Below are 20,640 nucleotides of genomic sequence, written 5' to 3'. Positions count from 1 at the left end.
CGACAGTTGAGGGCATGCGTCGCCGCCGTACCCTCGCCGCGGTCTTCGCCGGTCTCGCCGTCTTCGCCGCGACCGGCCTGGCGGCCTGCACCACCGACTCGGCGGCCGCGCCCGGCAAGGTCGACGTGGTGGCCGCCTTCTACCCCCTCCAGTTCGTCTCCGAGCAGGTCGGCGGCGGCCACGTCGCGGTGACAAACCTGGCCAAGCCCGGCGCCGAACCGCACGACCTGGAGCTCAGCGCCCGCCAGGTGGGCCGCGTCTCGGACGCCGAGGTGATCGTCTACCTCAAGGGCTTCCAGCCGGCGATGGACGACGCGGTCGAGCAGGTCGGCGGCGACCGGGCGTTCGACGTGAGCACGGCGGTGCCGCTGCTCAAGGCCGGTGAGAGCGACCACGTGCACGAGGGCGAAGAAGCCGAGCACGCCGACGCGAGCAGCACCGACCCCCACGTCTGGCTGGACCCGACCCGGCTCGCCACGATCGGGCAGCAGGTGGCCGACCGGCTCGCAGCCCAAGATCCGGATCACGCCGCGGACTACCAGGCCAACGCGGCCCGGTTGCGCACCGAGCTGACCGGACTCGACCAGGAGTACGCGGCCGGCCTCGCGACCTGCCAGCGGCGCGAGCTCGTGACCGGGCACGCCGCGTTCGGCTACCTCGCCGACCGCTACCACCTGGAGCAGGTCGGGCTGACCGGGGTGACACCGGACACCGAGCCGGCGCCGCAGCGGCTGGCCGCCGTCGCCGCCGAGGCCCGCGAGCACGGCGCCACCACGATCTTCTTCGAGACGCTGGTCAGCCCGAAGGTCGCCGACACCATCGCGGCCGAGGTCGGCGCCCGGACCGCGGTGCTCGACCCGATCGAGGGGCTCCAGCCCGGCGCGACCGGCGACTACTTTTCGATCATGCGCACGAACCTGACCGCCATCCGCACCGCCCTGGACTGCTCATGACCAACCCTGTCGTCGAGGTCAGCAACGCCGTCGTCGGCTACGACGACAAGATCGTGCTGCGCGGGGTCTCGCTGAGCGTCCAGCGCGGCGACGTGGTCGCGATCCTCGGCGCCAACGGCTCCGGCAAGTCCACGCTGGTGCGGTCGATCCTGCGGCTGGTGCCGCTGAGCGCCGGCGAGATCACCCTGTTCGGCGACCGACGCTTCAAGAAATGGCAGCGCATCGGGTACGTGCCGCAGCGCATCGGCGCCGGTTCCGGTGTGCCGGCGACCGTCGCCGAGGTGGTCGGCTCGGGCCTGGTCGCCCGCCGGGGCATCTTCCGCCCGCCGGGCGCCGCCGACCGGGCCGCCGTGACGACCGCGCTGGACGCCGTCGGGCTGGCCGACCGCGCCGGTGACCCGGTCAGCAGCCTCTCCGGCGGCCAGCAGCAGCGCACGCTGATCGCCCGCGCCCTGGCCGGCCGCCCCGAACTGCTGGTCCTCGACGAGCCGACGGCCGGCGTCGACTCCGCCAGCCAGGCCGCCTTCGCGGGCGCGCTGGGCGAGTTCGTCACCGGCGGGGGCACCGTGCTGCTGGTCGCGCACGAGCTCGGCCCGCTGCAACCGTTGATCACCCGCTGCGTCGTGGTGCACCACGGCGAGATCGCGCACGAGGGCTCCGTGCCGGCGCCCGCCGGCCACCACGCCGACCCCGACCACGACCACGTGCACCCGCACGCGCCGCACGAGACACGGGGGATGTGGGGAGCATGAGTATTTTCGCGAACGAGTTCATGATCCGGGCGTTCGTCGGCGCTGTCGTGATCGGCCTGACCGCACCCGCGCTGGGCATCTACCTCGTGCAGCGGCGGATGTCCCTGATCGGCGACGGGGTCGGCCACGTCGCGCTGACCGGTGTCGGCGTCGGCCTGCTGCTGAACACCTCGCCTGTCTGGACGGCGGTGGTCGTCTCGGCGGTCGGCGCGATCGCCATCGAGCTGATCCGGGAACGCGGTCGTACCTCCGGCGACCTGGCCCTCGCCCTGCTCTTCTACGGCGGCATCGCGGGCGGTGTGATGCTGGTCGGCCTCTCGGGGAGCCGCAGCAACGCCAACCTGATGACGTACCTCTTCGGATCCTTGGCCACCACCTCCCGGTCGGACCTGGTGCTGATCCTGGTGCTCGGCGCCGTCGTGCTCGGGCTGGCCATCGGCCTGCGCCCGGCGCTGTTCGCGGCCAGCCACGACGAGGAGTACGCCCGGGTCTCCGGCCTGCCGGTGCGCGCGCTCAACCTGCTCGTCGCGGTCATGACCGCGGTCACCGTGACGATCTCCATGCGCGCGGTCGGCCTGCTGCTGGTCAGCGCGCTGATGGTGGTGCCGGTGGCGACCGCGCAACAGGTGGCCCGCGGCTTCCTGGCCACGATGGGCCTGGCGATGGTGCTCGGCGTCGCCGCCGCGGGCTCCGGCGTCTGGCTGGCCTGGGAGATCGACACCGCGCTCGGCGCGACCATCGTGGTGCTCGCGATCGCCGGCTTCCTGGTCGTCGCCGTGGCCCTGGCGGCACTGCGGGCCGTCCGCAGACGGACGGCCCTACGCGCGAGCCAGGCCCCAGGTCGGCCCGCCACCGCCGAGCCGGAGCCACACGAGGTCGTCCTGGATTCCCGCTGAGCTACCGTTCCGGTATGACGGAGGGCAACGGGTACGAGTCGTACGAGCGCGCGGGTGAACTCCTGCGCGCCCTGGCGGCGCCGATCCGGGTCGCCATCGTCACGGAGCTCGGCGGCGGCGAACGCTGCGTGCACGAGCTGGTCGAGTCGCTGCGCGCGCCGCAGCCCCTGGTGTCCCAGCACCTGCGGGTGCTGCGCGGCGCAGGCCTCGTACGCGGCAACCGGCGGGGCCGGGAGATCGCGTACTCCCTTGTCGACGAGCACATCGCGCACATCGTGGCCGACGCGGTCAGCCACGCCCGGGAGGCATCATGAGCGGCGAGGCCGGCACCCTGCGCAATACCCACCAGCGGCGCGCGGTGAGTTCGTTGCTCGGGTCGGTCGAGGGCTTCCACAGCGCCCAGGAACTGCACTCGATGCTCCGCGATCGGGGCGAGCGGGTCGGGCTGACCACCGTCTACCGCACCCTGCAGAGCCTTGCCGACGCCGGTGAGATCGACGTGATGCGCCCGCCCGGCGGCGAGCACCTCTACCGCCGGTGCAGCCAGGGCCACCATCACCACCTGGTCTGCCGGTCCTGCGGTTCGACCGTCGAGGTAGAGGGCCCGGCGGTCGAGAACTGGGCGGACCGCGTGGCGGAGAAGCACGGCTTCACCGACGTGAGCCACACCCTGGAGATCTTCGGAACCTGCCAGGGCTGCTGCCGGGCCTGACCCGTGCGGCGGACCCGCTTGTACGGGACGCTGTGGGCGTGAAGATTTACGCCGACCGCTTTCCCCGGTTCCTCCTCCAGGTCCTCACCGACCTGTTCGTGATCGCGTGGGTCTACTTCTGGATCCGCGGTGCGCTCTGGTTGCAGGACCAGGTCCAGAAGCTGGGCGTACCAGGGCAGAAGCTCGAAGGCGCCGGCAGCGCGCTGGCCGAGAACCTGGCCGAGGCGAGCAGCAAGGTGGGCCGCGTGCCACTTGTCGGCGACGAGCTCACCGCGCCGTTCGAGAAGGCGGCCGGCGCGGCCCGCTCGGTCGCCGAGGCGGGCCAGTCCCAGCAGGACGTGGTCGGCGACCTCGCGCTCGCGCTCGCGGTGATCACCGCCGTGCTGCCGATCCTGTTCGTGCTGCTGTTCTGGCTGCCGCTGCGGGTCCGCTGGGTCCGCCGGGCCAGCGCCGCCTCGCGCGTACGGAAGTCGGCGGCCGGCCGCGACCTGCTCGCCCTGCGGGCCCTGGCCACCCAGCCGCTGAGCAAGCTCGCCAAGCTCGGCCCGGACGTCGCCGAGTCCTGGCGGCGCTCCGACGACTCCACAGTGGAAGCCCTGGCCGCCCTCGAGCTCAAGTCCCTTGGCCTGCGACAACGATGATCACCGCGACTGGGTGAACGGCAAAACCGAGGCTAGGCTTTGAAGATCACTGTCAACGCGATCTTCATTCCATGGATGGCTTCCTAGACTTCCTTGACCCCTTCATCACGTCGCCGTGGGTCTACGGCGTCGTTTTCGCGTTGGCGGCTCTGGACGCGTTCCTCCCGATCGTGCCCAGTGAGGCCACGCTGATCACCGCTGGGGTGTTCGCGGCCAGCGGCGAGCCCAACGTCCTGCTGATCATCCTGACCGGGGCCGTCGGTGCCATGGTCGGTGACCACATCTCGTACTTCATCGGCCGGGCCGGCGGCGAGAACGTGATCAACCGGATACCGGAGGGCAGCCGCCGGGCCAAGACCTTCGCATGGGTACGCCAGCTCCTCTACTCGCACGGCGGCATCGCCCTGGTGATCGCCCGGTACATCCCGGGCGGGCGGACCGCGATCACGCTGACCACCGGCGCGATCCGATATCCACGCCGCCGGTTCACCGCGTTCGACGCGCTGGCCTGCTTCTCCTGGGCCGCGTACACGACGCTGCTGGGCTTCGTGGGTGGCTCTGCCTTCCAGGACCACCCGATCCAGGGCCTCGCGCTCGGCTTCGGCATCGCCCTGGCCCTGGCCGGGGTGGCCGAGCTGATCCAGTGGCTGCGGCACCGCCGCCGGCCACCGCCCGAGAAGCCCAAGCCCCAAGAGGTGGGTGTCGGAGGCGACGGGAAATAGCGAAGTGGCCCGGGCCGAAGCCCGGGCCACCGCCGCGTGGAGTCAGGAAACGGGTGGAATCCGCCGGCGTACGTCCTCGGCCGTCGACGGCCCCGGCTTCCAGGTCGCCACCCAGGGCAGATCGTCGTCGGGGTGCACGACGCCCTCCTCGAGCCAGGCGTAGCGCCCGTCGAGGATGCGCTTGGCCGCCTTGACGTCGACCGCGTCCGTGTTGTCCCAGAGTGCGGTGAACAGCGCGTCGGCGCGTACCTTGGCCTGCCGGCAGAACAGATCGGCCAGTTCCACACCCTCCGGGCGGGTCTCCCGCTCGGAGGTGGCCCGGACGCAGACCGACGCCATCGCGAACAACTCGGCGCCGATGTCGACGACCCGGCCCAGGAAGACCTCGCGGTCCTCCATCCGGGCCTGCCAGCGGGACATGCCGTAGAAGGTCGACCGGGCCATCTTGCGGGCCGCTCGCTCGACGTACCGCAGGTGCTGGGCCAGCGGGCCGTACTCGTTGAAGGCGGACGGGTTCTGACCCTTGCCCACCGCCAGACCCGGCAGCCACTTGGCGTAGAAGGCGGTCGCCCGGGCGCCGGCCTTCGCCTTGCGGCCCAGGTCGGCCTTCGGGTCGATGATGTCGCCGGCCACCGCGAGGTGTGCGTCGACCGCCTCACGGGCGATCAGCAGGTGCATGATCTCGGTCGAGCCCTCGAAGATCCGGTTGATCCGCAGGTCGCGGAGGATCTGCTCGGTCGCCACGGCGCGCTCGCCGCGGGCCGCCATCGAGTCCGCCGTCTCGTAGCCACGGCCGCCCCGGATCTGCACCAGCTCGTCGGCGATCTTCCAGGCCATCTCGCTCGCGTAGAGCTTGACCAGCGCCGCCTCGATGCGGATGTCGTTGCGGTCGTCGTCGGCCAGCATGCAGCACAGGTTGAGCATGGTCTCCATGCCGTACGTGGTCGCGGCCATGAAGGACAGCTTCTGGGCGATCGCCTCGTGGTCGCCGACGGGCCGACCCCACTGCACCCGCTCCGCGGACCACTGCCGGGCCACGTTGAGGCACCACTTGCCGGCGCCGACACACATCGCGGGCAGCGACAGCCGGCCGGTGTTGAGCGTGGTCAGCGCGATCTTCAGGCCGCGCCCCTCGCCACCGATCATCTGGTCGGTCGGCACGAACACGTCGTGGAAGCGGGTCACGCTGTTTTCCAGGCCACGCAGGCCGACGAAGCTGTTGCGCCGCTCGATGGTGATGCCCGGCGAGTCGCCCTCGACGACGAACGCGGTGATGCCGCCGCGGCGGCCCTCCGCCTTGGGCACCCGGGCCATCACCACGAGCAGCGTGGCGACGGTGCCGTTGGTGGCCCAGAGCTTGACGCCGTTGAGCCGGTAGCCGCCCTCGACCGGCTCGGCGATGGTGCCGAGGCGGGCCGGGTCGGAGCCGACGTCGGGCTCGGTGAGCAGGAACGCCGACACCTCGCCGCCGGCCAGCCGGGGCAGGTAGCGGCGCTTCTGCTCGGCGGTGCCGAACAGCTTGAGCGGCTGCGGGACGCCGATGGACTGGTGTGCGGAGAGCAGCGCGCCGATCGCCGGGCTGGCCGAGCCGGCCAGCATCAGGCTCCGCGCGTAGTCGAGGTTGGTCAGCCCGAGGCCGCCGTACTTCTCGTCGATCTTCATGCCGAACGCGCCCAGCCGGGCCAGGCCGTGGAAGACGTCGTCCGGGATGCGGTCCTCACGCTCGATCAGGGCGCCGTCGACATCGCTGCGGATGTACGCGTTGAGCTTCTTGACGAACTCTTCGCCCTTGGCGGAGCGGATCGGGTCGGGCTGCGGCCACGGGTCGATCAGGTCGAGCCGGAGCCGGCCGAGGAAGAGCTCCTTGCCGAAGCTCGGTTTGGTCCAGTTGGTCTCGCGGGACGCCTCGGCGACCTCGCGGGATTCCTGATAGGAAACCGTGCCGGCCTCCTGCGGCAGAGCACCGGCACCGTCGGTGCCGCCGGCCTCCGGCGGCCTGTTCTGCGTAGTCGTCACGGCTTCCCCCTTTTGTCCGGGCTTGGCAGTGCTGGCTCTGACGGTACCCCGCTTTGTTACCCGCCGGTAGGCTTCTGCTATTCCTTGGGGTTCTCGCGACGCTCTTCGATCTCTTCCTCGGTCTCGTCCGCCTCGAACCAGTCGCGGCGCGACCACGGCAGGATCGCCCAGAACGTGGTGAAGAACAGGGCAGTCACCACGCTGAGCATGATCGCCACCATGCGCGACAGGATGAAGTCGGTGATCAACAGGACCGCGGCGGACATCGAGATGAGCATGAAGAACAGACCGCCGGTGGCCATCTTGTGGCCGAACTTGACCAACTCCGGCTTGCGCCCCTGCCGAAAGAGCGCACGGTGGAACGCCACGGGCGCGATGATCATCGCGGTGGCGGCGGCCGCGGACAGCAGGGCGACGAGGTAGATGTCGCGCTGGAACTCGGTGGTCTTCGGAAAGCCGTTGCTGAACGGCAGGGTCAGCAGGAAGGCGAACAGGATCTGGACGCCCGTCTGCGCGACCCGCAACTCCTGAAGGAGATCGGCGAAGTTGCGGTCCCACCGCTGCTTCGGGCTCTCCCTGGAATGCTCCTGGGCCATGCGGGCTCCTTCGTCCAGCCGGAATGAATTGCCGGCTAGCCCTCATGGTCGTCGCTGCGGGCGCCGGTCCGCCGTCAATTCCCCCAGCGGCCCAGCGCGAAACGCGAGATCCGATCAGCTTGGCTGATCTCCCCCAGGATGAGTCTGCTTGCGGTTTTCGGACATCCAGCGCTCGGCGAAGTCGACTGCCGCGCGTTGGGGCATCAGGCGGGCCAGGGCGCCGCCCACGCGGCCCGTGCGGACCTTGCCCGTCGCGTCGAAGTCGGCTCCCAGCAGTTCGAAGTCGCTTTCGTCCAGGTCGATGTCGTCCCACCAGACCCATTCCCGGCCGCCGTCCGCGGTCTGGACCGCCGCGCCCAGTCGGGCGGCCGGCGCGTCCTGCTGGCGGTACTCGGCCAGATGGAGCGAGGTGTTGGAGTCGTGCCCGACGCCGAGCAGCAGGACGTCGCCGTCCAGGCCGTAGATCTTGCCGAGGGGCGAGTCGGCGCCCAGCATGCCGGCGCGCGGCTGGCCGTAGACCACCTCGGCCGCCAGCCGGCCCAGCGCCGCGAACGAGACCTGCGGGTGGTCGCTGCGTTGCCCGCCCGGCCACGTGCGGACCACCTCGGCGATCGCGCCCATCCAGCGGCTCGGCGTTACCTGCGGGTCGAAGCCGGGCGTGTGCGCGCGGATCACGGGCCACCAGTCCGCCGGTACGGGCGGGTTCTGCCAGCCGGCCGGGTCCGAGTTGTCGGGAGTGTGGGTGGGCACGACCAGCGTCCCGTCCGGGCCGATCGCGTCCCGCAGCGCCAGCACCAGCGCGTGCGGCCCACCGGCCACGTAACCGACCGGTTTGAGCGACGCGTGTACGAGCAGCGTCGAGCCCGGCCGGACGCCGAGCTCGGCCAGGTCGGCGGCGAGCGATTCGCGGGTGTGCGGCAGCCGTTCGGCCGCCTCCGCGGGGTGGTTGCTCACGACGCGTCCGCGATCCGCGCGAGGATCGCCTGGGCCAGCACCTCGGGCTGCCGCTCGGGGACCCAGTGGTCGACGCCCGGCAGCGGCAGGAAGCGGTAGTCGCCGGTCACGTGCTCGCCGGCCGTGCTCGCCGCGACCAGGCCGACGGCAGTGTCCCGATCGCCCCACACGAAGGTCGTCGGTCGTTCCACCGGGCCCACCTTGGCCAGTTCCTCGATCGCCAGCGCGCGGTACCAGTTGAGGGCCGGCGTGAGCGCACCCGGCTCGAGCAGCGGCGCCGCATCGCCCACGCCGTCGAGCATCGTGCGCAGCCTGGCCCCGTCGTCGCTGGTGAGCACCGCCTCGGCCTTGCCGACCATGAGGAAGAGCTGGATGTACGACGAGCGGCGTTGCTGGTCCGGGTCGGTGAAGACGGCCTGCGCGAACGCGGCCGGGTGCGGCACGCTGACCGCGGTCAGCGAGCGGACCCGATCCGGGTGCGCCGCGGCGAGCTGCCAGCCGACCAGGGCGCCGAAGTCGTGGCCGACCACGTCGGCGCGGCCACCGGCGAGCTCGTCGACGAACGCGGCCGCGTCGGCCACGCACTCGGCCTGCCGGTAGGCGTCGACACCGCTCGGACGCGCGCCCGGCGAGTAGCCGCGCTGGTCGATCGCGAAGGTGCGCAACCCCGCGGCGTTGAGGTGTGCGGTCACGCCGGCCCAGCTACCCCGGTTCTGCGGGAAGCCGTGCAGGAGGATCACCGGCGGCCCGCCGGGCGGGCCACCCTCCGTCACGTCGAAGGTCAGCCCGCGTGTCTCGATCCGCATGCGCGCGAGCGTACCTGCCAGCACCGGTGTTAACCTGGCGAGACAACTTCACATCCGACAGGGGAGCGCGCAGCGCTGAGAGTGCGGAGAAATCCGCTGACCCTCGAACCTGATCTGGGTAATGCCAGCGCAGGGAGTTCGGTCTTTCTCCAGCCGCGCCATGTCCGATCGTTCGGCGATTCCGCCGATCCTTTCGGGCATGGCGTGCGTCTTCTCCTGGTTCAGCGAACTGGGAGGAAAGCACTATGAGCAACAATCGCTGGCGTACGGTCGACATCGTCGTCGCCGCCGTCCTGGGTGTCGCGTTCGGCGTTGTCTTCTGGGCCTGGGGTCTGCTCTACAACGGACCCGCCGACGCGATCCCCATGCCCGCGCGCACGCTGCTCTACGGCGTCTGGCTGCTGCCCGCCGTGCTCGGCGCGCTGGTCATCCGCAAACCGGGCGCGGCGCTGTTCACCGAGACGGTCGCCGCGCTGGTCTCGGTCGCCTTCGGCACCTCCTGGGGCTGGACCCTGGTGCTCCAGGGCCCGCTCGAAGGGCTCGGCGCGGAGCTCGTCTTCGCCCTGTTCGCCTACCGCGTCTACCGGCTGCCGGTGGCCGCGCTGGCCGGCGCCGCGGCCGGCCTGGTGGCGGCGCTCTACGACGTCCTCTACTGGTATCCCGGCAACTCGTGGGCCAGCTTCGGTGTCCCCTACCTGGCGCTCACCGCGGCCAGCTCGCTGGTGATCGCCGGCGTCGGTGGCTGGGCCCTGACGCGTGCGCTGGTCAACACCGGCGTGCTCGAGCGCTTCCCGGCCGGCCGGGAACGCGCGGCGGTCTGACCCGTCGTGAGTGCCGTCGAACTGCGCGGCTTCGGCTGGCGGCATGCCGGTCGCAAGGCGTGGGCCGTGCGCGGGGTCGACCTGCGCGTCGAGCGCGGCGAGCGGGTGCTGCTGCTGGGGCCGTCCGGCGCCGGCAAGAGCACGCTGCTGGCCGCGCTGGCCGGCCTCCTCGCCGACGACTCCGGCGAGCGGGAGGGCACGGTCGAGATCGACGGGCTGGACACCCGCAAGGCGCGCGAGCGGGTCGGCATCGTGTTCCAGGACCCGGCGACCCAGCTCGTGATGTCCCGGGTCGGCGACGACGTGGCCTTCGGCCTGGAGAACCGCGGCGTGCCCCGGGCGGAGCTCTGGCCGCGCGTGGCCGGGGCGCTCGACGCCGTCGGTCTCGCTCACCCGCTGGACCGGCCGACCCACGCGCTGTCGGGCGGCGAGCAGCAGCGGCTGGCCCTGGCCGGCGTCCTCGCGCTGCGACCGGACCTGCTGCTGCTCGACGAGCCGACCGCCAACCTCGACCCGGCCGGCGCCGAGCTTGTGCGGTCGTCGCTGCGTGCGGCCGTGTCGCGGGAGACGACGGTGATCATGGTTGAGCACCGGCTGGCCGAGGTCGTCCCGTTCGTCGACCGCGTCGTCGTCCTGGCGCCCGGCGCCGGTGTCGTCGCGGAAGGGCCGCCGGAACGCGTCTTCGGCGCGCACGGCGCCGCCCTGGCCGCGGACGGCATCTGGGTGCCCGGGCAGCCGCTGCCACCGCCCCGGCGGGCGGTCGCCGCACCGGGCGAGGTGCTGGTCACCGCCGACCGGGTGGCGCTGGCGCCGCGGTTGGCACCGACCGACCTGGCGGTACGCGCCGGCGAGGCGCTCGCGGTGCTCGGGCCCAACGGCGTCGGCAAGTCCACCCTCGCGCTCATGCTCGGCGGCCTCCTGAAGCCGGCCGCCGGCCGGGTGGTGGCGTCCGCGGTGCTAGCCGGCGGCGACGCGGCCCGACCACCGCACCGGTGGCGGGCCGCCGACCTGACCGCCCGGATCGGCTCGGTGTTCCAGAACCCCGAGCACCAGTTCGTGGCCTCGACCGTGCACGCCGAGCTGGCCGTCGGCCCACGCCGGCTGGGCCGGTCGCTCGCGGTCGTCGACGAGTTGCTGACCCGGCTGCACCTCGACCACCTGGCGCGGGCCAACCCGTACACCCTCTCCGGTGGTGAGGCACGGCGGCTCAGCGTCGCGACGGCGCTGGCGTCGGCGCCCCGCCTGCTGGTGCTCGACGAGCCGACCTTCGGCCAGGACCGGCGCACCTGGGTCGAGCTGGTCGCGCTGCTGGCCGACCTGCGCGACGACGGGCACGGCGTGCTCACCGTGACCCACGATCCGGCGTTCGTCGAGGCGCTGGCCGACCGGCGGCTGGAGCTGGCGCCATGACGCTGTCCGCGGTGATGGTCCGCTCGTCCGCACCCCTGGCCCGGCGCAACCCGGTCGCCAAGCTGGTGGCCGCCACCGTGTTCGCGGTCGGCGTGCTCGCCACCCTCGACCCGCTGACCCCGGCGTTGGCCATCGCCGCGGAACTGGTCCTGCTGCCGTTGTTCGGCGTCCGCTACGGCACCGTGCTGCGCCGAGGTTGGCCGGTGCTGCTCTCGGTGTTCGGCGTCGTGCTGACCACGATCCTGTTCGGCGCCAACCGCGACGGGTCGTCCGTCTTCGCGCTCGGCCCCCTCGACGTCACCACCGGCGTGCTGACTGTCGCATTAGGACTCGCGCTGCGCCTGGTCGCGCTCGCGCTGCCCGGCATCATGGTGTTCAGCACCACGGACCCGACCGACCTCGCCGACGCGCTGGTGCAGAACGCCAAGGCGCCGGCCCGGTTCGCGATCGGCACGCTGGCCGCGTTCCGGCTCGTGCCCCTGCTCGGCCAGGAGTGGCAGGCGCTGCGCATGGCCCGGCGGGCCCGCGGCGTCGACTCCGGCGGCAACCCGGTGGCGGCGGCCCGGCTGTTCGCGTCGACGGTGTTCGCGCTGCTGGTCGGCGCGATCCGGCGGGGCACCCGGCTGGCCACCGCGATGGACGCGCGGGGCTTCGACAGCGGCACGCCGCGTACGCACGCCCGGGAGCAGCATTTCACCCGGGCCGACTGGCTGTTCCTGCTCGGCGCGGCGCTGCTCACGGCGGCCATCCTCACGGTGAGCATCGCTACAGGTACGTTCCGCCCCGTTCTCGGCTAGTCTCTGCCACACGTTTTCGAGGCGGTGGCGAATGAGCGTTGTGCTGAAAGAAGTGACGGACGCGGCGGAGATCGAGGCGTTGGTACCGCACGTCTATCGGATCTTCCAGATGGTGTCGCGGGGTGCGGCGCTGGGTTGGGCGGTGCCGCCCGGCCCGGACGAGGTGCGTGAGCTGTTGACCGGCGTGGTCGAGGGCGCCGTGACGGGCGAGGCGGCGCTGCTGATCGCGTACGCGTCGGGCGGCGACGTCCCGCCGCCGGCCGGACTGGACCCGTTGACGACCCGGCTCGCCGACGGCAGCACGGTCGCCGGGCTCGGCTACTGGCGCAGGTACAGCCGGCAGACCCATCGACCGCATGCCGACCTGGAACGCGTGGCGGTCGCCGAGGCCCACCAGGGACGCGGGATCGGGCGCGCGCTGACCGAGGGTCTGGTGGCCAGCGCCCGCAAGGCCGGCATCGAGGTGCTGACCCTCGACGCGCGCGGCGACAACGAGCGCGCGTTGGCGCTCTACCGCACGCTGGGCTTCAACGAGTACGGGCGGCTGGTCGACTTCGTGGCCGTCGGGCACCTGCGCTACGACAAGGTGTTCTACGCGATCGACCTGCGGCGGCCCTGGCCCCGGTTGTGAAACGGGGCCAGGACCGCATCTGCTCTTAGGCGCGGCGGAAGGCGTAGCGCTTCGGTTGCGCCGCCGGCTTTCCGCGACCGCCCTTTGTGGACTGCGCGGCCCGGTCGAGGCCGCGCTGCGGCGTCGACTTGGACCGTCGCGACGCGCGGTTGCCGCCGAGGTCGAGGTCCGGGACCCCGCCCGGGGACAGGTCGACGGTGAACTTTTCGGATGCAGGCATACGAAGGCCTCCAGAAAACTGGAAGTGACAGACGGATGCCCGGCGGCGCGCATTGATCAGAGAAAAGGAATGACGCCCCGGGCGCTCGATGACCGCCGACGAAGGGCGGACCGGCACACAGAAATCCCTGAGGGCATCAGTAACGCATGCGACGACGGTACACCGCCCTCGCAGGCGTTGGCTAGGTCATTCCGGGGCGGGCGGCGCGATCGGGTTCGGGATCGCCCCACCGAAGCGGCGGTCGCGCTTGGCGAACAGCTCGCAGGCGTACCAGAGGTGGCGCCGGTCGAAGTCGGGCCAGAGCGTGTCGAGGAAGACCAGCTCGGCGTACGCGGACTGCCAGAGCATGAAGTTCGAGATGCGCTCCTCCCCCGACGGCCGCAGGAACATGTCCACTTCGGGCACTTCGGGGTGGTAGAGGTAGCGCTGGATGGTCTTCTCGGAGATCCGGTCCGGATCGATCTTCCCGGCCATCGCGTCCCGCGCGATCGCGGCCGCGGCGTCGGCGATCTCCGCCTGGCCGCCGTAGTTGACGCAGAACTGCAGGGTCAGCTTCGAGTTGCCCTGCGACATCTCCTCGGCGGTCTGCAGCTCGGAGATGACGCTCTTCCACAGCCGCCCGGCCCGGCCGGACCAGACCACCCGCACGCCGAGGTCGACGAGCTGGTCGCGGCGGCGCCGGATGACGTCGCGGTTGAAGCCCATCAGGAAGCGGACCTCCTCGGGCGACCGGCGCCAGTTCTCCGTGGAGAAGGCGTACGCGGTCAGGTAAGGGATCCCGATCTCGATGGCGCCTTCGATCGTGTCGAAGAGCGAGTGCTCTCCGCGCTCGTGCCCGGCCGTGCGGGCCAGCCCGCGGTCCTTGGCCCAGCGGCCATTGCCGTCCATCACGATCGCCACGTGCTTCGGCAGGGCCCCTGCGGGCAGCTCCGGCGGGCGGGCGCCCGACACGTGCGGCGTAGGCGGCCGCACCTCGCGGCGCGCACTGCGTGACCTGATCATTTCTGTTCTTCCCCCGTTGTGCGATCAACCAGCGGCAGCGAGCGTAACCCGCGTTCCAGGTGCCACTGGAGGTGTGCGGCGACCAGCCCGCTGCACTCCCGGCGCGGGCCGGCGTCGGCCGCGTCGGCGACCTGCCAGTTGCCGGACGAGAGGGCGACCATCAGGTCGAGCGTCGCGGGCGCCGGATGGGCGGCACCCGGAGGCCGGCAATCCGGACAGACCGCCCCACCGGCCGGCACGGAGAATGCCTTGTGCGGCCCCTTGGTGCCACAAACCGCGCACTCGACCAGCGCCGGTGCCCAGCCGGCCACCCCCATGCCCCGCAGCAGGTAGGCATCGAGCACGAGCGTTCCGGCATGCTCGCGGGCGGCCAACGCCCGGAACGCGCCGAGTGTGAGCTGGAACAACCGCAGCGAAGGCTCCTGCTCGACGGGCGAGAGCCGCTCCGCGGTCTCCGCGATCGCGCTGGCCGCCGTGTAGCGGGGGTAGTCGTCGAGGACCCGCTTCCCGTAGAGCTCGATCGCCTCGACCTGGCTGACCGTGTGCAGGCCGTCGCCGCCGTTGGGGTCACCGGCGAGCTGGAGGTCGACGTGGCCGAACGGCTCCAGCCGGGCACCGAACCGCGACATGGTCCGCCGGACTCCCCGGGCCACCGCGCGCAGCCGACCATGCCGGCGGCTGAGCAGCGTGATGATCCGATCGGACTCGCCCAGCTTCTGCACACGCAGCACCACCGCGTCGTCGCGGTAGAGCTGTCGGCGATATCCGGGCATCCGCCAATTGTGGTCCCTGTTTTCCGGGTACGTCTCGGCGGGTTCTGTGAAGATCGATATGCGTTAGTGTGCGGACATGAGTCGCCGTCCCCGGATCGACCCGGTCGTCTGGCAACCACCGGTCCCGTCACCCCGCGCGCGCCTGCACGCCAGCGACCCGCCGATGCCGCTGCCGGAGTTCCGGCCGGTCGGCGCGGCCGGCCCGGAAGACGTAGTGATCCACCCCGACGGCCACCTCTACACGGGCGTGGCCGACGGCCGGATCCTGCGCCTCGGTCTGGCCGGCGGCCCACCGAAAGAGGTCGCGTCGACGGGCGGGCGCCCCCTCGGCGTCGAGGTCGGCCCGGACGGCGACCTGGTGGTCAGCGACGCGTACCGGGGCGTGCTCCGGATCGACCCCACCAGCGGCGCCGTCGACGTGCTGGCCGACGGCTTCCGGCTGTGCGACAACGCCGCGGTAGCCCGCGACGGCACGATCTGGTTCAGCGACTCCTCGCAGCGGCACGACCTGGCCCACTGGCGGGCGGACATCCTGGAGCACACGGGCACGGGCCGCCTGCTCCGCCGCGACCCGTCCGGCTCCGTGGAGGTCGTGCTGGAGGGCCTGCAGTTCGCGAACGGGGTCGCGCTCGCGGCCGACGAGTCGTTCGTCGCGGTGGCGGAGACGGGCGCCTACCGGATCAGCCGGGTGTGGCTCACCGGACCGCGGGCCGGGCAGCACGACATCCTGGTCGACAACCTGCCGGGCTTCCCGGACAACCTGTCGACCGGCACCGACGGCCGCATCTGGATCGCCCTGGCGACGCCACGCAACCCGCAGTTGGACCGGCTGCTCCCCCGACCGCCGGCGCTGCGCAAGGTGGTCTGGGCACTCCCGCTGGCCCTGCAACCGGCGCCGGCCCGCACCATCTGGGTGCAGGCGGTGGACAAGACCGGCACAGTGGTAACGGACCTACAACGCGACGGCGCCGACTACCACATGGTGACCGGCGTACGCGAACACGACGGCCGCCTCTACCTGGGCAGCCTCACCGAATCCACGGTCGCGGTCGTGCCCCTACCGCGAGCCGACCGTCAGGAACAGAGCGCGTAGCCACCCCCCTATGTAGGATTCCGACATGGCTCCGGATGTACGGGTGACCGCCGCGGTCGCCACAGTGCTGGCCGCGTTCCTCGAGGATCCGTCCGCTGATCGGTACGGGCTCGACCTCATGCGCGCGACCGACCAGCCCAGCGGCACGCTGTATCCGATCCTCGCCCGACTTCAACGCGCGGGATGGGTTGTGGCCGAGTGGGAGGAGCTCGACCCGGTGGCGGCCGGCCGGCCACCGCGTCGCTATTACCGGCTGACGCCCAGCGGCTTGACGGAAGCACGTGCGGCGGTCGCTGAGCTCTACGGCCGGCTGTCGAGGGCCCAACGTGGTGGCGCGGCGAAGCCGAGGATCGCGTGAACGCAGCGCTGGCGATCGCTCGATGGTGTCTGAGGGTCGCCGTCCGTCGGTGGCCGGCGGAGGTGCGCGACGAGCACGCACGCGAGTGGGCCGCGGAGTTGGACGCCATCGCGCGTGAGTCGCACCAGACGCGCCTTGCCCGGGTGATCGGGCCGCTGCGTTTCGCTGTCAGTCTCGCGATCTCGCCGCCGGTACTCGACGAGCACGGCGTTCCACGTGGCTGGCGGGAACTGTTGCCCGGCCTCGGGAAAACCGTGGGGCCGTACGCGCTCCTGTTCGTCGTCGCATTGGTCGTGTCCGGTCCACTCTCGTCGTACGCCGACGGGATTGTCAGGTGGATCGCGAGCGTCGTCGGTGTGACGGACCCGTCCGGCTTCGGTGGCGGTTTCGGTTTCGCCGACGTCTTCACCGCGTTGGTCATGGTCGGCGCCGGATGGTGGCTTGGCCGGCGGGCCGCACGCGCGCCACGTTTCGGGGTCGTCGGTCTGGTGTCGGCCGCCTCCTTGTCGCTCACGGCGGCATTCACCCTGCAGCAGACGGCTTTCGCCGCCCAGGTCGGCGAGATGTACGCGCTGCGCGTCGGATCGGCCGTCACGGGCGGGTTGAGCTGGGCGATCCTCTCGGCGGTCTGCACGCTGGCGGTCGTGCGAATGACGATGTCCCGGCACCGAGTCGCCCGGCGAAGTGCCTGGGTGTTGGCCGTGTTCGGCGTCCTCGTGACGGTCGAGCTTGCGACGGCGATCGCCGCCGTGCCATCGATCCTCCACATCGGAGGCGATCTAGGCATGGCCTTCGAGTGGGCGCCGGCCATCCTGTCTGGGCAGACCTCGGGCACAGAGGTGAACCGGTACGTGGCTGAAGAGAACTGGGTGGTGTCCAATATCCTCGGACCTTATCCGGAGATGTTCGTCCTCCTCTCCGTGCTCGTCATCGTCTACGGGGTCGCGGGGAGTCGTGCGCGCGTCGACGCTTCGTCTACCGAACCCGTCCTGCCGACATCAGCGGACCCCGCCAGGCCTGTGTCGCTGTCGAGGGGCCTGTTCGCCTGCGCGCTGACGAGCATGTCGCTCGCTTTGATCGCGTGGGCCTATTCGGTCGCGGTGCTCACGCCGGCGATGACGAAGGTCAGCCAGACCGCACCGATGCCGGGCGGTGACGGAGAGCTCTTTGTCTGGGTTGCCGAGCTCCGCTGGGGCGCCATCCTGCTCGCCGCGGCCAGCTTGCTGCTGGCGGCGGCCGACCGGCACGCCTCACCGCTCGCGGCCTTCGTTCTCGTACTCCTCCTCATCGGTGGCGATTCGGTTCTGGGGCGCGACGCGAGTCCTGACCTTCGCGTGGCTCTGGTGGTCGCGGCCCTCTCGGCTGCCGTCGCGTGGTGGATCAGCAGCGAGCCCGGGATGGGGGGCGGTCGTGCCGACGTGGTGCGGGCACGGCGGCGGCTTGCTGTCGTCGCGATAACGGGAGCGTGCTGTGGGCCGCTCCTGCTGTTTCAGGGCACGCCAACGGTCAACCACCCGTTCCTGCCGCCGGGCCTCGTCGTCGCCACGGCGATGGTTCCCGCACTGTTCGCTGTCCTGTCAGGGCTTGCGGCGGCCGCGGCGGTCGACCGACGGCTCTCCCGGTGGTGGGTTGCCGTGCTCATTGGCGTACCCACCGTGCTCCTCGGCCTCGGTGGTGCGGCTACCGGCAGCGGCATAGATCTCGCGGTGACACAGCTTGTGCCCATCGCGCTCGCGGGGCCTTTCGCGGCCGCGGTCGTGGCCGTGTTGTTCAACCCTCGGTCGCGTCGTAGGGGCCGCAACGCGGCGGTCCGGACGGCCATCCTCGTCGCGGGCCTGCCCGTCTCGGTCGTTGTCTTCTTCGTTTCGATCGTGCTGTCCCAGTTCGCGGCGTCAATTCTGTTCGCGTTGGGGGGCACCAGCTATCCCGCCGACGGCATCACGTTCCTGCCGGGTGCGGTGCTGCTCGTCGTGCCGGCAGCGTGGGCGCTCAGCCTGCTGGTGGCAGGGCCAGGACCGGCACGTCACGTGTCGGTCGATGCCGCCCGGGGCCTGCCCGCCCCAGAGGCGGGCTGACGGCCGGAAGCGCACCACCCCCGCGACGAGGTGGTGCGCTAGGCGAAGCCGGTCAGAACATGGCTCGTTCCTGGCGGCGAACCCGGAGGGTCAGGACGATCACCAGCGCCAGGCCGATCAGGGCGTCCACGGCCGGGAGGGCGAAGCTCAGGACCGCGTCGAGGTGGAGTTGGGCCGGGGTCGCGGTTACCGCGATCCCCTGCCGCGCCTGGGTCCACTGCTGCGGCGTGCCGGTCAGGTGCAGGGTGAGCCACGCCGCCGCCAGGCCGGCCGCGTCCCACAGCGCGTGCAGCGCCGTCACCGCCAGGTAGGCCAACGCGACCGGGCGGGCCCACAGCGTCGCCCGGCCGCGGCGGGCGGCCACCGCGAACAGGGCCGCACCGGCGATCGCGGTCCACAGGCCGTGGCCGAACGGGGTCAGGATGCCGCGCAGCAGCTCCGTCTCGACCACGCCGAGCAGGGACAGGCCGTGCTGGCCGTTGAACAGGGCCTGGAACGCGTACCCGGCGCTCTCGAAGGCGGCGAAGCCGAAGCCGACCGTGGCACCGAGCACCAGGCCGTCGCGCATCGTCCAGCGGCCCAGGTGGCGGGCCATCAGGAACAGGACGAGCAGCTTGACGCCCTCTTCGATGAGGCCCACGCCCACGAAGCCGGTCATCGAGGTGTTGTGCACGAAGGCCGCTTCCAGGACCGAGGCGCCGAGGACGCCCAGCACGCCGCCGTACAGGAAGGCGGTGAAGATCTTCGACGGGGTCAGGATCGCGTCCGCGCGGTTGAAGGCCCACGCCACGAACGCGACCGGGACCAGGAACGCGCCGACCAGGATGATGGTCGGCACCAGGTTGACGTTGCCCGTGACGAACGTGATGACCACGGTGGCCAGCCACAGCGCGCCGCCGCCGAGCAGGATCCGGGCCCACGGGGGCACCTCGCGGTGACGTCGGGCAGTCGATGCGATGGGGTACGGGAGCGTCTGCGTCGTCATGGATAGAGCGTCCCGCCGATGGCCCCCTCGACGCTTCGACGCCAGCCGCCATCCGCGTTACCGGCTAGCCGGTAGCGGGTCCACCCCGCTGGCCAGGCATCGTCGCGGTCAGCGTCGTGCCCTCGCCCGGCGGACTGACCAGCGTGAATCGCCCGCCGAGGGCCTCGATCCGGTCCGCCAGGCCGACCAGGCCCGTGCCGGCCGACCGATCCGCACCCCCGACACCGTCGTCACGGACGACCACCTCCAGCAGGCCGGCGACCACGGTCACCGAGACCTCCACATAGGACGCGGAGGCGTGCTTCGTCGCGTTGGTCAAGGCTTCCGAGACGAAGTAGTACGCGGCCGACTCCACGTCGGCCGGCAACCTGTCGGCCAGGTCGGCGCGCACCTCGACCGGTAGGGCGGCCCGGCGGGCCAGCGTCCGCAGCGCCGCGCCGAGGCCGCTGTCGGTCAGCGCGGCGGGCTGGATGCCGTGCACGAAGTCGCGCAGTTCCTCGGTCGCCTCGACGAGCCCCTCGGTCACCTCGTCGACCTGCGGCCGCAACGCCGACGGCGTGTCGGCGCTCAGCGCCCGCAGGTCCAGTGCCAGCGCCACCAGCCGCTGCTGGAGACCGTCGTGCAGGTCGCGCTCGATCGACCTCCGCGCCCGGAAGTCGGCGGCGACGATGCGGGTCCGTGAGGCGGTGAGCTCCGCGCGGGCCGAGGCGAGCCCGGCGGCCATCGCGTTGAGTGCGCGTTGCAGGTCGCCGACCTCGCCCACGCCGGTCACGCGGAGCCGGGCGTCGAGGTCTCCCCCGGCGAAGCGGCCGGCCACCACGCCGGCGCGGCGGATCGGCAGCGAGACGGTACGCGTCAGGTAGATGGCGACCAGCAGCAACGCGACCAGCGACGCGGCCAGCCCGATGCCGGCGGCGGTGACAGCGCGGGCGGTCGCGGCCGAGGCCTCGCGCTCCTGTTCGGCCGCGACCGCCCGCTCCTGGGCGAGGAATGCGTCGAGCCGGTGGTCGACGGCGGCGAGCAGCACCGCCGCCGGGTCCGCACCGCGCTGCGAACGGCGGAGGTACGCGTCGGACGCGGCGGTCAGGTCGGCGACCCGGCTCTGCTCCCCCGGGCCCTCGAGCGCCAACTCCGCGAGCGCCGATGCCTGTGCGCGCACCCGGTCGGCGGCGGCCAGCTCGGCCGACGCGCTGTCCGCGACGCCGAGCAGCCGGCCGCGTTGGGCCAGCGCGACGTCGCCGACCGCTCGAGACAGCCCCTCAGCCGCGATCACCGCCTCCTGCGAGGTGGCGACCCGGCCCTGCGCGTCGCGCACGTCGGAGATCGAGCCGAGCATCGTCACGAACGCGGCGGCGGCGACCAGCGTGGGCACACCGGCGCCCACGAGCACGCGCCCGAGCAGTCCCATTCGCACGCGTACCATGGTG

General features: G+C 71.9%; 23 protein-coding genes and 1 riboswitch. Of the genes, 14 read left to right on the top strand and 9 right to left on the bottom strand.

Annotated features, from left to right (window positions below):
- The first annotated feature begins 14 nt into the window (after window positions 1-14).
- The 7 genes from BLV39_RS10055 (at window position 15) to BLV39_RS10025 (ending at window position 4,676) form a co-directional block, all read left to right on the top strand.
- Complete coding sequence (locus BLV39_RS10055; RefSeq protein WP_090789569.1) at window positions 15-953, top strand: metal ABC transporter substrate-binding protein; 939 nt, start codon at window positions 15-17, stop codon at window positions 951-953.
- Window positions 950-1,705 (top strand): metal ABC transporter ATP-binding protein, encoded by a 756-nt coding sequence (locus tag BLV39_RS10050; protein ID WP_090789567.1) that lies wholly within the window; start codon window positions 950-952, stop codon window positions 1,703-1,705. The genes BLV39_RS10055 and BLV39_RS10050 overlap by 4 nt, the downstream gene beginning before the upstream one ends.
- The gene (locus tag BLV39_RS10045; protein WP_090789564.1) at window positions 1,702-2,601 is read left to right on the top strand and encodes a metal ABC transporter permease; all 900 of its coding nucleotides are present in this window, start codon (window positions 1,702-1,704) and stop codon (window positions 2,599-2,601) included. The genes BLV39_RS10050 and BLV39_RS10045 overlap by 4 nt, the downstream gene beginning before the upstream one ends.
- A gap of 14 nt (window positions 2,602-2,615) precedes the next feature.
- Complete coding sequence (locus BLV39_RS10040; RefSeq protein ID WP_089249188.1) at window positions 2,616-2,915, top strand: ArsR/SmtB family transcription factor; 300 nt, start codon at window positions 2,616-2,618, stop codon at window positions 2,913-2,915.
- Window positions 2,912-3,313: a Fur family transcriptional regulator gene (locus BLV39_RS10035; protein ID WP_090789562.1), complete on the top strand. Its 402-nt coding sequence runs from the start codon at window positions 2,912-2,914 to the stop codon at window positions 3,311-3,313. The genes BLV39_RS10040 and BLV39_RS10035 overlap by 4 nt, the downstream gene beginning before the upstream one ends.
- Window positions 3,314-3,351: 38 nt before the next feature.
- Window positions 3,352-3,954, top strand: coding sequence for a hypothetical protein (locus tag BLV39_RS10030; protein ID WP_090791333.1), 603 nt, complete (start codon window positions 3,352-3,354; stop codon window positions 3,952-3,954).
- A gap of 71 nt (window positions 3,955-4,025) precedes the next feature.
- Window positions 4,026-4,676, top strand: coding sequence for a DedA family protein (locus tag BLV39_RS10025; protein WP_090789560.1), 651 nt, complete (start codon window positions 4,026-4,028; stop codon window positions 4,674-4,676).
- Between the two features lie 42 nt (window positions 4,677-4,718).
- On the opposite strand, the gene BLV39_RS10020 is transcribed toward BLV39_RS10025, so the two are convergent.
- The 4 genes from BLV39_RS10020 to BLV39_RS10005 all read right to left on the bottom strand — a co-directional run bounded on the left by BLV39_RS10020 (window position 4,719) and on the right by BLV39_RS10005 (window position 9,048).
- The gene (locus BLV39_RS10020; RefSeq protein ID WP_090789558.1) at window positions 4,719-6,692 is read right to left on the bottom strand and encodes an acyl-CoA dehydrogenase family protein; all 1,974 of its coding nucleotides are present in this window, start codon (window positions 6,690-6,692) and stop codon (window positions 4,719-4,721) included.
- A 77-nt stretch (window positions 6,693-6,769) separates the two neighbouring features.
- On the bottom strand, window positions 6,770-7,288 hold the full coding sequence (locus BLV39_RS10015; protein ID WP_090789556.1) for a DUF6328 family protein: 519 nt from the start codon (window positions 7,286-7,288) through the stop codon (window positions 6,770-6,772).
- 114 nt (window positions 7,289-7,402) lie between these two features.
- On the bottom strand, window positions 7,403-8,242 hold the full coding sequence (locus BLV39_RS10010; RefSeq protein ID WP_176984830.1) for an AAC(3) family N-acetyltransferase: 840 nt from the start codon (window positions 8,240-8,242) through the stop codon (window positions 7,403-7,405).
- Window positions 8,239-9,048, bottom strand: coding sequence for an alpha/beta fold hydrolase (locus tag BLV39_RS10005; protein WP_090789554.1), 810 nt, complete (start codon window positions 9,046-9,048; stop codon window positions 8,239-8,241). Before BLV39_RS10005 ends, BLV39_RS10010 begins: the two co-directional genes overlap by 4 nt.
- Window positions 9,049-9,097: 49 nt before the next feature.
- Window positions 9,098-9,201: riboswitch (TPP riboswitch) on the top strand.
- Between the two features lie 92 nt (window positions 9,202-9,293).
- Here BLV39_RS10005 and BLV39_RS10000 point away from each other — a divergent pair.
- From BLV39_RS10000 to BLV39_RS09985, 4 genes are read left to right on the top strand one after another with little or no spacing between them, the layout of a single operon-like run.
- Window positions 9,294-9,869, top strand: coding sequence for an ECF transporter S component (locus BLV39_RS10000; protein WP_090789552.1), 576 nt, complete (start codon window positions 9,294-9,296; stop codon window positions 9,867-9,869).
- Window positions 9,870-9,875: 6 nt separating this feature from the next.
- The gene (locus BLV39_RS09995) at window positions 9,876-11,279 is read left to right on the top strand and encodes an ABC transporter ATP-binding protein (RefSeq protein WP_090789550.1); all 1,404 of its coding nucleotides are present in this window, start codon (window positions 9,876-9,878) and stop codon (window positions 11,277-11,279) included.
- Window positions 11,276-12,076, top strand: a complete 801-nt coding sequence (locus BLV39_RS09990; RefSeq protein WP_090789548.1) for an energy-coupling factor transporter transmembrane component T family protein — start codon at window positions 11,276-11,278, stop codon at window positions 12,074-12,076. The genes BLV39_RS09995 and BLV39_RS09990 overlap by 4 nt, the downstream gene beginning before the upstream one ends.
- 31 nt (window positions 12,077-12,107) lie before the next feature.
- Entirely contained in the window at window positions 12,108-12,707 is a 600-nt protein-coding gene (locus tag BLV39_RS09985) for a GNAT family N-acetyltransferase (RefSeq protein WP_090789546.1), read from the top strand.
- A gap of 25 nt (window positions 12,708-12,732) precedes the next feature.
- On the opposite strand, the gene BLV39_RS09980 is transcribed toward BLV39_RS09985, so the two are convergent.
- From BLV39_RS09980 to recO, 3 genes are all read right to left on the bottom strand, one after another.
- Window positions 12,733-12,927, bottom strand: coding sequence for a hypothetical protein (locus BLV39_RS09980; RefSeq protein ID WP_090789544.1), 195 nt, complete (start codon window positions 12,925-12,927; stop codon window positions 12,733-12,735).
- A gap of 186 nt (window positions 12,928-13,113) precedes the next feature.
- Window positions 13,114-13,929: an isoprenyl transferase gene (locus BLV39_RS09975; protein WP_090789542.1), complete on the bottom strand. Its 816-nt coding sequence runs from the start codon at window positions 13,927-13,929 to the stop codon at window positions 13,114-13,116.
- Window positions 13,926-14,702: a DNA repair protein RecO gene (recO, locus tag BLV39_RS09970; RefSeq protein ID WP_090789539.1), complete on the bottom strand. Its 777-nt coding sequence runs from the start codon at window positions 14,700-14,702 to the stop codon at window positions 13,926-13,928. The genes BLV39_RS09975 and recO overlap by 4 nt, the downstream gene beginning before the upstream one ends.
- A gap of 76 nt (window positions 14,703-14,778) precedes the next feature.
- Between recO and BLV39_RS09965 the strand changes: the two genes are divergently transcribed.
- The 3 genes from BLV39_RS09965 (at window position 14,779) to BLV39_RS09955 (ending at window position 18,228) form a co-directional block, all read left to right on the top strand.
- Window positions 14,779-15,795 carry an SMP-30/gluconolactonase/LRE family protein gene (locus BLV39_RS09965; protein WP_239083974.1) on the top strand — a complete coding sequence of 339 codons (1,017 nt, stop codon included), beginning with the start codon at window positions 14,779-14,781 and terminating at the stop codon, window positions 15,793-15,795.
- A gap of 25 nt (window positions 15,796-15,820) precedes the next feature.
- A complete protein-coding gene (locus BLV39_RS09960; RefSeq protein WP_090789537.1) occupies window positions 15,821-16,153 on the top strand; it encodes a PadR family transcriptional regulator in 333 nt (110 codons plus the stop codon).
- Window positions 16,154-16,215: 62 nt separating this feature from the next.
- Window positions 16,216-18,228, top strand: a complete 2,013-nt coding sequence (locus BLV39_RS09955) for a hypothetical protein (RefSeq protein ID WP_176984712.1) — start codon at window positions 16,216-16,218, stop codon at window positions 18,226-18,228.
- A 52-nt stretch (window positions 18,229-18,280) separates the two neighbouring features.
- Here the strand turns inward: BLV39_RS09955 and BLV39_RS09950 are convergent, their stop codons facing one another.
- Window positions 18,281-19,213: a PrsW family intramembrane metalloprotease gene (locus BLV39_RS09950; protein ID WP_090789532.1), complete on the bottom strand. Its 933-nt coding sequence runs from the start codon at window positions 19,211-19,213 to the stop codon at window positions 18,281-18,283.
- 64 nt (window positions 19,214-19,277) lie between these two features.
- On the bottom strand, window positions 19,278-20,621 hold the full coding sequence (locus tag BLV39_RS09945; protein ID WP_090789530.1) for a sensor histidine kinase: 1,344 nt from the start codon (window positions 20,619-20,621) through the stop codon (window positions 19,278-19,280).
- Window positions 20,622-20,640: the final 19 nt, after the last annotated feature.

Source organism: Asanoa ishikariensis, from assembly GCF_900107455.1.
GTDB classification, from domain to species: Bacteria; Actinomycetota; Actinomycetes; order Mycobacteriales; family Micromonosporaceae; genus Asanoa; species Asanoa ishikariensis.
This window is presented reverse-complemented; position numbering and strand designations above follow the sequence as displayed.